The sequence below is a fragment of the Streptomyces sp. NPDC030862 genome, from assembly GCF_055571835.1.
Window position 1 is genome coordinate 244,756 of the sequence record NZ_JBVIEN010000010.1, and the last position, 11,277, is coordinate 256,032.

Consider the following 11,277-nt stretch of genomic DNA (forward strand, 5'->3'; position numbering starts at 1 on the left):
CCCGAGACGTGACCGTCGCCCGAGCCATTCGGCGGCCACCGGAGCCATGACTCACCAGTTCACCGGCACCACTGTCAGAACGAGTTGAGGGAGATACCGAAGCCGTGGGCAGTTCGCACTGGCACGAGCACTGGAACGCGCGCCGCAGCCCCTTCGCCGAGGAGTGCCGGCAGGCCCGCGCCACCCTGCTGGCGGACCTCAAGGACCCCTACGCGGCCCAGCAGCGGGTCCTGAACGACATCATCGCCCTGTGCGCCGACTCGCTGCGCTGGAAGGAGCGGGGGTACGACGCCGTCGCCGCCGACCCGGCGGCCTTCCGGGACGTCGTCCCGGTGATGCGGTACGCCGACTTCACCGAGGACATCGACCGGGAGACCCGCACCAAGGGCGGTGTCCTGTCGTGCAGCCCGGTGCTGCGCTGGCTGAAGACGAGCGGCACGACCGACGTCCCCAAGCGCATCCCGTACACCCTGCACTGGCTGCTGACCTACCGCATCCCGGCGATGCAGGCCATGTGGGGCACGTACATGGAGCACCACCCCGAGATCCTCGCCCACCCGCACGCCACGCTCGACACGCAGACCGTGTACGACGACGTCGACGACTTCCTGTACGGCGTCCAGTACCAGGCGATCAGCAACCGCCACCCGCGGATCAACAGCCGCGACTGGAACCCGCCGTGGTCCGCGGCCCCGTGGTTCGGCACCGATGCGCCGTCCTCGCACGCCGGGCGGATGTACCACCGGATCCGCCACCTCGTCGGCAAGGACCTGCACTTCGTCTCGGCCATCAACCCGAGCACCCTGATATCGCTGCGGGACCTGGTCGCCGAGCACGGCTCCGACCTGGTCCGCGACCTCGCCGAGGGCACCCTCGAAGGCAAGCCGTACACCGACCCCGACCCCGAGGCGGCCCGCCACCTGCAAGGCGTGCTGGACCGGGGCGAGTTCAGCCTCACGGACGTCTGGCCCTCGCTGCGCCTCTACAGCTGCTGGCTGTCGTCCTCGGCCGGGCTCTACCAGTCCCGGCTGGACACCGTGCTGCCGGGCGTGGCCGCCATGCCGTTCATGAGCTGCGGCACCGAGGGCGTGACCACCATCCCGGTCGACGACTCCCTCGACAGCCAGCCCCTCGCCGTCAACCAGGCCTTCTTCGAGTTCGTACCGGCCGGGGTGGAGCTGGGCGCGCTGCTGGACGCGGGCGAGCGGGTCGACACCCTGCTCTTCGACGAGGTGGAGGAGGGCCGCGACTACCACCTGATCATGACGCAGGCCAACGGCCTGCACCGGCTGTGGAGCGGGGACGTCTACCGCGTCGACCGGATCGTGGACGGCACCCCCTGGGTGCACTTCGTCCAGCGCGACGACATCTACCACTCCTTCACCGGCGAGAAGATCACCGAAGTGCAGGTCACCCAGGCCATCGAGCAGGCCCTCGGCGACCGGGGGATGCCCGTCGGGCTCTACATGTGCGGACCGCAGTGGGCCGAACCGCCCTACTACGTGGTCGTCGGCGAGGCCACCGAGCCGGGACCCGACCTGGACCGGGCCCTTTCGGAGGCGGTGGACCGCGCCCTGGGCGTCGTCAACATCGAGTACGCGTCCAAGCGGAGCAGCGGCCGCCTCGGCCCGCTCTCCTTCGCCACGGTCCCGCACGGCGCCATCGCCGCCTACACCGAAGCGCGCCGCCAGCAGGGCAACGCCACCCAGTACAAGTACAAGCCCTTCCAGAAGGACACGGACTTCGCCGCCGACCTCCTCGGCGTGACGGCGGCGACGGCAGCGACGGGAGCGCACCGGTGATCGAGACGAAGAGGCCGCCGCAGAACCTCCGCCGGGAGATCATCACGCTCGCGGCCGACGACGGCACCGACCTGGCGCTCCACCTGTGGCGGCCCCGGGAGCGGACCAAGGGGGCGGTCTTCTACTTCCACGGGCTGCAGAGCCACGCCGGGTGGCTGTGGGAGGTGGGGCCGAGATTCGCCGACAACGACATCGCGTTCTTCGTACTCGACCGGCGCGGCAGCGGCATCAGCGGCGGGCCGCGCCACGAGATACCCGGCGTGGACACGGTGATCTCCGACTACACCGGCGCGCTCGCGCACGTACGGGAGCTGATCGGCGACGAGATCCCCCTGACGCTGTTCGGCCACTGCCTGGGCGGCTCCTTCCTCGCCGCCCTGCTGCACCACTCCGCCTTCGACGTCCGCTACGACGCCGCCGTCTACTGCTCGACGTGGCTGGGCCGGCTGCACTCGCTGCTCGGCGGGGAGGAGCGCGCTGCGCTGGCCGCCGAGCGGTCCACCGAGCTGTGGGACGCGGGGCTGAAGTCGCGTGACTTCACCGACGACCCCCGCTACCGGCACTTCATCGACCACGACGACCTGGCCCTGCGGGAGATCACCCGCCGCTCCCGCGCCACCCTGCTGGGACTGGAGCGCCTCTACCTGGACCCGCACCACCCGGACCGGCGCGAACTGCCGGAGGTTCCGGCGGCGTTCGTCTCCGGCCTGACCGACCCGATCCTCGACCTCGACGACACCCACCGGGTGTTCAACCGGATGGTCTCCGACCGGGGCATGATCATCAAGTTCCCGACCGACCGGCACTACCTCTTCTACACCGACGTCCGCGACGACGTGGTCGACTGGGCCTCCGCCTACACCCTGCTCCAGGCCGTGGACCGCGATGTCTGAGGCCGAGGCCCGGCTGTACCGGGTGGCGCTGCCGATGCGCGTCGGCTTCGACCACCCGGCGGCCCGCCGCTCCACCAGCGACAGCCTCGTGCTGCGCCTGACCGTCGACGGGGTGACCGGCCTCGGGGAGTGCGCGCCGCGCGCGTACGTCACGGGCGAGACGACCGCGAGCGTCACGGAGGAGCTGCGCCGGGTCCCGCTGGACGGGCTGTTCGCGCGGCTGCGCGAGGTCCCGCCGGAGGAGCTCCTCGACCGGCTGCGGCGGGACGGCTTCGCGGCGGCGGCGGGCCTGGACCTGCCGCCCGAGGCCCCGGAGCGGCCCGGCGCGTACAACAACCTCGTCTGCCTGCTGGAGACGGCGGTCCTCGACCTCCTCGCGCACCGGCTCTCCGTCCCGGCCGCCGACCTCCTGGAGGGCTTCCCGGCACCCGCCACCCTGCCCGTGTCGCAGGTCCTCGACCTCAGCCTGGGCGTCGACGAGTTCCTCGACACCCGGGGCCCCTTCCACTTCGTCAAGGTCAAGGCGTCGGAGGACATCGACCGCGACGTCCGCACGGTCGGCGCCATCCGGGACCGGCTCGGCCCGAAGGTCCCCGTCATGGTGGACGCCAACATGAGCTGGACCCCCGAGACCGCCGTGCCGTACGCGCGCCGGCTGCGCGACGCCGGCGCCGAGCTCGTCGAGGAGCCGCTGCCCCGGCGCTCCTGGGACGCCCTGCGCACGCTGCGCCGCGAGTCCGGCATCCGCGTGATGCTGGACGAGTCGGTGTGCACGCTCGCGGACGCCCGGGCGGCCGTGGCCGCCGAGGCCTGCGACGCCGTCAACGTACGCGTCGCGAAGAACGGCGGCCTGCTGAACGCCGCCCGCCTGGTCGCCTACGCCCGCGGCGCCGGCCTCGCCTTCCAGGTCGGCGTGCAGGTCGCGGAGACCGGCCCGCTGATCAACGCCGGCCGCGCGCTGGCCTTCCGCAGCCCCGACGCCCTGACCGTCGAGGCCGGCCAGTCCGACCGGTTCTTCCCCGGCCCCGAGATGATCGTCTCGCCGCGCCCCCTGGTGGACCGCCGGGCCAACACCCTCGCCCCGCCTCCCGGACCCGGCTTCGGGCTCCGCCTGACCCCGTCGGCCGCGCCCTGGGCGGCCCTGACCTGGGCCGACGGCCGCTGGTCCCCCCTCACCCGCAAGGAGAACCCACGTTGACGGTCCTGTACGAATGCGTCCACCAGGGCGCTCGGCACTTCGGTCTCGGCTCGCCCGAGGACACCGTCCTGCACCTCTACCCGCTGGGTGACACCGACCTGCGGGCCGCCCTGCTCGCGGCGGGCGGCGACACGGAGGCGTTCATCGCCGCCGTCACCGAGGGCCGCACCCCGGCCGAGGCGGCGCCCGCCGACGTACGCTTCCGTCCGCCGCTGCTGCCCGAGTCGGCCGGCGACGCCATGGTCAGCGGCTTCATGGCCACCCACAACGTCAAGGTCGACGACACCACGCAGACGCAGCCCAACTGGTTCTTCAAGGGCCTCGGCGACGTCCTGAAGGTCCCCGGCGAGCCGCTGCGCGCGCCCGCCGGCTCCGTCGCGCTGACGGAGGAGGCGGAGGTCGTGCTCGTCTACGTCACCGACGAGCACCGCACCCCGCACTACGCCGGCTACACCTTCGGCAACGACCTCACCGACATCGGCCGCTTCAAGCGCCACAACGGCCATCTGTCGTACGCCAAGCTCTGCGACGCCGGCGTGGCCCCCTGGCTGTTCCTGGGCACCCCGCCCCGCCACGTCACCGGCGAGGTCACCATCGCACGCGACGGCGCACCGGCCTGGGAGGGCACCTTCACCACGGGCATCAAGGCGCTCCACTACGGCCTGCGGGACATGATGGCCGGCCTGTTCGCCCACGAGGCCCTGCTCCACCCCGGCCGGGTGCACTACGTCTACCTGGGCGCGGACCGCAGCAGCTTCCACAGCGGCTTCACCATGGCCGACGGGGACCGCGTCGAGATGCGGTTCGCCACGCACGGCGTACGGCTGTCGAACCCGGTCTCGGCCCCCTGACCACGGCGCGGCGGGTGGACCGGGCCCCTCACGGCTACCGCGCCCGGTCCACCCTTCGCTCGTCCCACACCGGCTCGGCGGACTCGCGGACGACCCCGTCCGCACCGAACACCAGGAAGCGGTCGAAGGCCCGCGCGAACCACCGGTCGTGCGTGACCGCCAGGACCGTGCCCTCGTACGCCTCCAGGCCCGCCTGCAGAGCCTCCGCCGACTCCAGGTCCAGGTTGTCCGTCGGCTCGTCCAGCAGCAGGGCCGTCGTGCCCGACAGCTCCAGCAGCAGGATCTGGAAGCGCGCCTGCTGACCACCCGACAGCCGGTCGAAGGGCTGGTCGCCCTGGCCTTCCAGCTCGTACCGCCGCAGCGCGGACATCGCCCCGCCCCGGTCCTTGGCGTGCTCGGTCCACAGGATGTCGACGAGCGTCCGGCCCAGCAGCTCCGGGTGGGCATGGGTCTGGGCGAAGTGCCCGGGCACCACCCGCGCGCCGAGCTTCCACGTGCCGGTGTGGGCGACGTCCTCCCCCGCCAGCAGCCGCAGGAAGTGCGACTTGCCGGAGCCGTTGGAGCCGAGGACGGCGACCCGCTCGCCGTAGAAGACCTCCAGCGAGAAGGGCTTCATCAGCCCGGTCAGCTCCAGCCCCGCACAGGTCACCGCCCGCACCCCGGTCCGCCCGCCGCGCAGCCGCATCCGGATGTCCTGCTCCCGCGGCGGCTCCGGCGGCGGGCCCGCCTCCTCGAACTTCCGCAGCCGCGTCTGGGCGGCCTGGTAGCGGGAGGCCAGCCCGTCGTTGAACGCGGCCTTGTTCTTCAGGGTGTTGACCAGCTGCTTGAGCTGCGCGTGCTTCTCCTCCCAGCGCCGCAGCAGTTCCTCGAAGCGCGCGAACCGCTCCCGCCGCGCCTCGTGGAAGGTCGCGAAGCCGCCCCCGTGCACCCACACGTCCGACCCCGCGGGGCCCGGCTCCACGGCCACGATCTTCTCGGCGGCCCGGGCCAGGAGCTCCCGGTCGTGCGAGACGAACAGCACCGTCTTGCGCGTCTCGGCGAGCCGCTCCTCCAGCCACCGCTTGCCGGGCACGTCCAGGTAGTTGTCCGGCTCGTCCAGCAGCAGGACCTCCTCGGGCCCGCGCAGCAGCGCCTCCAGCACGAGCCGCTTCTGCTCGCCGCCGCTCAGCGTGCGCACCTCACGGAACTGCGCCTTCTCGTACGGCACCCCCAGCGCCGCCATGGTGCACATGTCCCAGACGGTCTCGGCCTCGTACCCCCGCGCCTCCGCCCAGTCGCTCAGCGCCTGCGCGTACGCCATCTGCGCGGCCTCGTCGTCCACGGTGAGGATGCGGTGCTCCGCAGCGTCCACCGCGGCCGCCGCCTCCCGGATCCGCGCCGGCGCGACCGACACCAGCAGGTCGCGCACGCTGCGCTCGTCCCGTACGGACCCGACGAACTGCGGCATCACGCCCAGCCCGCCCCCGACGGTCACCCCACCGCCGTCCGGCTGGAGCGCGCCCGCGATCAGCTTCAGCAGCGTCGACTTGCCGGCGCCGTTCGCGCCCACCAGGGCCACCACCGCGCCCTCGCCCACCCTGAACGACACATCGCCGAGCAGGATCCGCCCGTCCGGCAGGTAGTACTCCAGATGCGCGACCTCTACATGACCCATGGAGCGCATTGTCTCCGGGGAAGAGCCCCCGTCCCAACCGCATTAGGATGCGCGGCATGAGCTTTGGGGGATCGCAGTGGCCGCCGCAAGAGCCGCACCAGCCGTATCAGCAGAACCAGCCGTATCAGCCGTATCAGCAGTCGTACGACTCCGGCGCTCCGGACTGGAGCGCGCTCGCCGAAGCCGCCGAGGCCCGCGCCCGGCGCAGGCGCTGGCTGCTCATCGGCGGCGGCGCGCTTGCCACCGCCGCCATCGGCACAATCATCGCGGTCGCGATCGTCTCCACCAACAAGGGCGGTGACGACAACAAGGCGTCCGGCACCGGCAGTTCCACCCCCGAGCTGCCCACCGACACCACCAAGCCGCAGCCGTCCTTCTCCTCGGTCGCTCCTCCTCCGCCGCCGAACCCGATGGACTTCATCTCCACCGCCCAGAAGGACAAGGCGCCCCTCACCCCCGAGTCCCTCTTCCCCGGCAAGACGCTCACGGTCGGCGACCGCGTCTACGACAAGGGCGCCACCGCCTCCACCACCACCTGCACGGCCGCCGCCACGACCGCCCTCGGCGCGGTCCTCCAGAAGAACGGCTGCACGCGCGTGATCCGCGCCACGTACGCGAGGGACGGCGTCGCCATCACCATCGGCGTCGCGCTCTTCGACACCACAGCCGCCGCGCTCAAGGCCAAGGAGCAGATGCAGGGCGGTATCGCCCCCCTCGCCGGGTCCGGCGTCAACGGCTTCTGCCAGGTCAAGACGGTGTGCCTGCGCCGCGGGAACTCCCTCGGCCGGTACGCCTACTTCACCCAGGCGGGATACACCAGCGGCAAGGAGGTGACGGAGGCGGACACGGTCATCTTCAAGACCAGCGAGGACGTCGGCACCTTCGCCTTCAACCAGATCTACGCCCGCGGCCGCGCCCAGGCGTCAGCAGCAGCCGCCTCCCCCGCGCCCGCCGGCTGACACCGAGATCGGCAGTGACCGCTTGTTGCGGGCCTCCAGGTTCCTGGCGGCCAGCAGCTCGTCGGCCGGGTAGCCGACCTCCTCCAGCGTGAGCCCGTGCGGCCGTACGACATGGACGGCCGAGTCCCGCACGCCCGCGGCCAGCACCTTGCCGGGCCACTCCACCGGCCGGTGCCCGTCGCCGACGAAGAGCAGGGCACCCACCAGCGAGCGCACCATGTTGTGGCAGAAGGCGTCCGCCCGGACCGTGGCCTCCAGCACCCCGGACGGCAGCCGCTCCCAGCGCAGCTCCTGAAGCGTGCGGATGGTGGTCGCCCCGTCGCGCTTCTTGCAGTACGCGGCGAAGTCGTGCTCGCCGACGAGCCGCTCGGCGGCCGCGTTCATCGCGTCGACGTCCAGCGCCCAGTCGTGCCACAGCACATGGCCCCGCAGCAGCGGGTCCACACCGCCCGGATCGTCCGTCACCCGGTACGCGTACCGCCGCCAGATCGCCGAGAACCGCGCGTTGAAGCCGGCCGGCGCCTCCTCGACGCGCCAGATCCGCACGTCGTGCGCCAGCCGACCGGCCAGCCGCCGCAGCAGCTTGTCCCGGTGCTCGGCCCACAGCGCCTCCGGCAGGTCGACGTGCGCGACCTGCCCTCGCGCGTGCACCCCGGCGTCGGTCCGCCCCGCCACGGTCAGCTCGTACGTCTCCGACGACCGCGTCACCGTGCGCAGCGCGTCCTCGATCTCGCCCTGCACGGTCCGCTGCCCGCCGGCCTGCTTGGCCCAGCCGTGGAAGTCCTTGCCGTCGTAGGACAGGTCCAGCCGCACCCGTACGAAACCGGGCTTCACCTCATCGCTCACGCGATCCATCCTCTCAAGCGGAACGGGCCCGCCCCCACGAGGGGGGCGGGCCCGCAAGCCGTTCAGAACGCGGTTCAGGCGTCCTTGGCCGTGCTACTTAGCCGAGTCCTCGGCGGTCTCGGCCTTGGCCTCGTCAGCCTTGGCCTCGGCCTCGTCGGCCTTCGCCTCGTCGACCTTGGCGTTGGCCTCGTCGGCCTCCTTGACCGCGCGCTTCGTCGCGGCCTCGGCCTCGGCGACGGTCGCCTTCTTCGCGATCTCGCCCTCGACCAGCTCGATCACAGCCATCGGGGCGTTGTCGCCACGACGGTTGCCGATCTTGGTGATGCGGGTGTAGCCACCCGGGCGCTCGGCGTAGCGCGGGGCGATCTCGGTGAAGAGCGTGTGGACGATGCCCTTGTCCGTGATCGTCTGCAGCACCAGGCGACGGTTGTGGATGTCGCCCTTCTTCGCCTTGGTGATCAGGCGCTCGGCGACCGGACGCAGGCGGCGGGCCTTGGCCTCGGTCGTGGTGATGCGGCCGTGCTCGAACAGCGACTTCGCGAGGTTCGCGAGGAGCAGCTTCTCGTGCGCGGCGCTGCCGCCCAGACGGGCACCCTTGGCGGGCTTCGGCATGGTGTTTCTCCTTGTGATCTGCCCCGGCCGTATCAGGTACCGGGGTCAGGACCCCGCAGGCGGACGCCTACGGGCAGCAATCAGTACTGCTCGGTCTCGACGAAGCCCGCGTCCGCGTCGTCGTCGGCGCCGAAGGCGTCGGCGGCGGCGGTCGGGTCGAATCCGGGCGGGCTGTCCTTCAGGGCCAGGCCCATGCCGGCCAGCTTCGCCTTGACCTCGTCGATCGACTTCGCACCGAAGTTGCGGATGTCGAGCAGGTCGGCCTCGGAGCGCGCCACGAGCTCACCCACGGAGTGGATGCCCTCACGCTTGAGGCAGTTGTACGAGCGGACCGTGAGCTCCAGCTCCTCGATCGGCAGCGCCAGGTCCGCGGCGAGCGCGGCGTCCGTCGGGGACGGACCCATGTCGATGCCCTCGGCGTCGATGTTGAGCTCGCGCGCCAGGCCGAAGAGCTCGACCAGGGTCTTACCGGCGGAGGCCATGGCGTCACGCGGACGCATCGCCTGCTTGGTCTCGACGTCGACGATCAGCTTGTCGAAGTCGGTGCGCTGCTCGACTCGGGTCGCCTCGACCTTGTAGGTGACCTTGAGGACGGGCGAGTAGATGGAGTCGACCGGGATGCGGCCGATCTCCTGGCCCGCCTGCTTGTTCTGGACGGCGGAGACGTAGCCGCGACCGCGCTCGACGGTCAGCTCCATCTCGAGCTTGCCCTTGCCGTTCAGCGTGGCGAGCACCAGGTCGGGGTTGTGCACCTCGACACCAGCCGGCGGGGCGATGTCGGCCGCGGTCACGAGGCCCGGGCCCTGCTTGCGCAGGTACATCACGACCGGCTCGTCGTGCTCGCTCGACACGACCAGCTGCTTGATGTTGAGGATGAGGTCGGTGACGTCCTCCTTGACGCCCGGCACGGTGGTGAACTCGTGCAGGACACCGTCGATGCGGATGGACGTGACGGCCGCACCCGGGATCGAGGAGAGGAGCGTACGGCGAAGCGAGTTGCCGAGCGTGTAGCCGAAGCCCGGCTCCAGGGGCTCGATGACGAACCGCGAGCGGTACTCGTCGACAACCTCTTCGGTCAGCGAGGGACGCTGAGCGATAAGCATGGTGTGTTTCCTTCAGTCGTGGACGCCCGCTATTTGACGTCCTCTGATGCAAGGGTACGGGCGGCACGCCCCCGAAGAGCCGTACCGCCCGGAACCTCACAGAACAAGCAGCAACCGTGCCCGTGCGTCAGACGCGGCGGCGCTTCGGCGGACGGCAGCCGTTGTGCGGGGTGGGGGTGACGTCCTGGATCGAGCCGACCTCGAGGCCGGTGGCCTGGAGGGAGCGGATCGCGGTCTCACGGCCGGAGCCGGGACCCTTGACGAAGACGTCGACCTTGCGCATGCCGTGCTCCTGCGCGCGGCGGGCGGCCGACTCGGCGGCCATCTGCGCGGCGAAGGGGGTGGACTTGCGCGAGCCCTTGAAGCCGACGTGGCCGGCGGAGGCCCAGGAGATCACGTTGCCGCTCGGGTCCGTGATGGACACGATCGTGTTGTTGAACGTGCTCTTGATGTGCGCGTGGCCGTGAGCGACGTTCTTCTTTTCCTTGCGGCGCACCTTCTTGGCAGCGCCCTGACGACCCTTGGGGGGCATGTCTTACTCCTACGGGAGGTGGTCGGTCCTACAGCGAAGACCGTGGACAGTCGTCCGCTGCGGACTACTTCTTGCCCGGCTTCTTCTTGCCGGCGATGGCGCGACGCGGGCCCTTGCGGGTACGAGCGTTCGTGCTGGTGCGCTGACCGTGGACCGGCAGACCGCGGCGGTGGCGCAGACCCTGGTAGCAGCCGATCTCGACCTTGCGGCGGATGTCGGCCTGGATCTCGCGACGGAGGTCACCCTCGGTCTTGAGGTTGGCGTCCACGTACTCGCGGATCTTGACCAGGTCCTCCTCGGACAGGTCACGAACGCGGGTGTTCGGGTTCACACCGGTGGAGGCGAGGGTCTCCTTCGCCAGGGTGCGGCCGATGCCGAAGACGTAGGTGAGTGCGACCTCCACGCGCTTGTCGCGCGGAATGTCAACACCGGAAACGCGTGCCATTCAATGGCTCCTGTGTGTTCGGGGGTCTTCCGCAGCACCGCTCCGTGGCCGCCGACCCCTTTTGATCAAAAGAAGTGGTACGTCCAGGTCCCCGGCCCCCGCCGGAGGTGTCGTCAGCCCTGTCAGGGGCTTGGACGGGTGCTGCGTATGTACGAATTTGCTCGCGTCGCGCGAAGATACTGCGAGGTGCAGGATGGCGTGCGTCAGCCCTGGCGCTGCTTGTGGCGCAGGTTGTCGCAGATGACCATGACCCGGCCGTGGCGGCGGATCACCTTGCACTTGTCGCAGATCTTCTTGACGCTCGGCTTGACCTTCATGGGATGTGAGGTTCTCCGGGTCAGTGCCACCACCCGCGCGGAAGAACACCGCGCCGGTGCGGGCA

The 11,277-nt window shown here is 71.0% G+C and carries 12 protein-coding genes; 5 read left to right on the top strand and 7 right to left on the bottom strand.

What is annotated here, in order from left to right; all coding sequences use genetic code 11:
* The first annotated feature begins 104 nt into the window (after positions 1–104).
* From ACZ42X_RS26510 to ACZ42X_RS26525, 4 genes are read left to right on the top strand one after another with little or no spacing between them, the layout of a single operon-like run.
* Entirely contained in the window at positions 105–1,802 is a 1,698-nt protein-coding gene (locus tag ACZ42X_RS26510) for a GH3 family acyl-acid amido synthetase (RefSeq protein ID WP_468294940.1), read from the top strand.
* Complete coding sequence (locus ACZ42X_RS26515; protein ID WP_468294943.1) at positions 1,799–2,695, top strand: alpha/beta fold hydrolase; 897 nt, start codon at positions 1,799–1,801, stop codon at positions 2,693–2,695. Before ACZ42X_RS26510 ends, ACZ42X_RS26515 begins: the two co-directional genes overlap by 4 nt.
* Positions 2,688–3,893: an enolase C-terminal domain-like protein gene (locus ACZ42X_RS26520; RefSeq protein ID WP_468294946.1), complete on the top strand. Its 1,206-nt coding sequence runs from the start codon at positions 2,688–2,690 to the stop codon at positions 3,891–3,893. The genes ACZ42X_RS26515 and ACZ42X_RS26520 overlap by 8 nt, the downstream gene beginning before the upstream one ends.
* Positions 3,890–4,744: a fumarylacetoacetate hydrolase family protein gene (locus ACZ42X_RS26525; protein WP_468294949.1), complete on the top strand. Its 855-nt coding sequence runs from the start codon at positions 3,890–3,892 to the stop codon at positions 4,742–4,744. The genes ACZ42X_RS26520 and ACZ42X_RS26525 overlap by 4 nt, the downstream gene beginning before the upstream one ends.
* Positions 4,745–4,778: 34 nt before the next feature.
* Here ACZ42X_RS26525 and ACZ42X_RS26530 read toward each other — a convergent pair whose 3' ends face one another.
* Positions 4,779–6,407 carry an ATP-binding cassette domain-containing protein gene (locus tag ACZ42X_RS26530; protein WP_468294952.1) on the bottom strand — a complete coding sequence of 543 codons (1,629 nt, stop codon included), beginning with the start codon at positions 6,405–6,407 and terminating at the stop codon, positions 4,779–4,781.
* Positions 6,408–6,454: 47 nt separating this feature from the next.
* Here ACZ42X_RS26530 and ACZ42X_RS26535 point away from each other — a divergent pair, with 47 nt between their 5' ends.
* On the top strand, positions 6,455–7,357 hold the full coding sequence (locus ACZ42X_RS26535) for a hypothetical protein (protein ID WP_468294955.1): 903 nt from the start codon (positions 6,455–6,457) through the stop codon (positions 7,355–7,357).
* Here ACZ42X_RS26535 and truA read toward each other — a convergent pair.
* The 6 genes from truA to rpmJ form a co-directional block, all read right to left on the bottom strand.
* Positions 7,322–8,203 (bottom strand): tRNA pseudouridine(38-40) synthase TruA, encoded by an 882-nt coding sequence (gene truA, locus ACZ42X_RS26540; RefSeq protein WP_361421382.1) that lies wholly within the window; start codon positions 8,201–8,203, stop codon positions 7,322–7,324. The genes ACZ42X_RS26535 and truA overlap by 36 nt on opposite strands.
* Before the next feature lie 93 nt (positions 8,204–8,296).
* Complete coding sequence (rplQ, locus tag ACZ42X_RS26545; protein ID WP_468294958.1) at positions 8,297–8,815, bottom strand: 50S ribosomal protein L17; 519 nt, start codon at positions 8,813–8,815, stop codon at positions 8,297–8,299.
* 80 nt (positions 8,816–8,895) lie between these two features.
* On the bottom strand, positions 8,896–9,918 hold the full coding sequence (locus ACZ42X_RS26550) for a DNA-directed RNA polymerase subunit alpha (RefSeq protein WP_023587013.1): 1,023 nt from the start codon (positions 9,916–9,918) through the stop codon (positions 8,896–8,898).
* 127 nt (positions 9,919–10,045) lie between these two features.
* A complete protein-coding gene (gene rpsK / locus ACZ42X_RS26555) occupies positions 10,046–10,450 on the bottom strand; it encodes a 30S ribosomal protein S11 (protein ID WP_003956432.1) in 405 nt (134 codons plus the stop codon).
* Between the two features lie 64 nt (positions 10,451–10,514).
* Positions 10,515–10,895, bottom strand: a complete 381-nt coding sequence (gene rpsM / locus ACZ42X_RS26560; RefSeq protein WP_064069941.1) for a 30S ribosomal protein S13 — start codon at positions 10,893–10,895, stop codon at positions 10,515–10,517.
* A 203-nt stretch (positions 10,896–11,098) separates the two neighbouring features.
* Positions 11,099–11,212 (bottom strand): 50S ribosomal protein L36, encoded by a 114-nt coding sequence (gene rpmJ, locus ACZ42X_RS26565; protein WP_003956441.1) that lies wholly within the window; start codon positions 11,210–11,212, stop codon positions 11,099–11,101.
* Between the last annotated feature and the right edge of the window lie 65 nt (positions 11,213–11,277).

What these genes read in the sequence shown, in the direction of transcription:
- ACZ42X_RS26520 (WP_468294946.1), top strand. Translation starts at nt 2,688, where the DNA reads ATGTCTGAGGCCGAGGCCCGGCTGTACCGGGTGGCGCTGCCGATGCGC.
- ACZ42X_RS26530 (WP_468294952.1), bottom strand. Translation starts at nt 6,407, where the DNA reads ATGCGCTCCATGGGTCATGTAGAGGTCGCGCATCTGGAGTACTACCTG.
- ACZ42X_RS26535 (WP_468294955.1), top strand. Translation starts at nt 6,455, where the DNA reads ATGAGCTTTGGGGGATCGCAGTGGCCGCCGCAAGAGCCGCACCAGCCG.
- rplQ (WP_468294958.1), bottom strand. Translation starts at nt 8,815, where the DNA reads ATGCCGAAGCCCGCCAAGGGTGCCCGTCTGGGCGGCAGCGCCGCGCAC.
- ACZ42X_RS26550 (WP_023587013.1), bottom strand. Translation starts at nt 9,918, where the DNA reads ATGCTTATCGCTCAGCGTCCCTCGCTGACCGAAGAGGTTGTCGACGAG.
- rpsK (WP_003956432.1), bottom strand. Translation starts at nt 10,450, where the DNA reads ATGCCCCCCAAGGGTCGTCAGGGCGCTGCCAAGAAGGTGCGCCGCAAG.
- rpsM (WP_064069941.1), bottom strand. Translation starts at nt 10,895, where the DNA reads ATGGCACGCGTTTCCGGTGTTGACATTCCGCGCGACAAGCGCGTGGAG.
- rpmJ (WP_003956441.1), bottom strand. Translation starts at nt 11,212, where the DNA reads ATGAAGGTCAAGCCGAGCGTCAAGAAGATCTGCGACAAGTGCAAGGTG.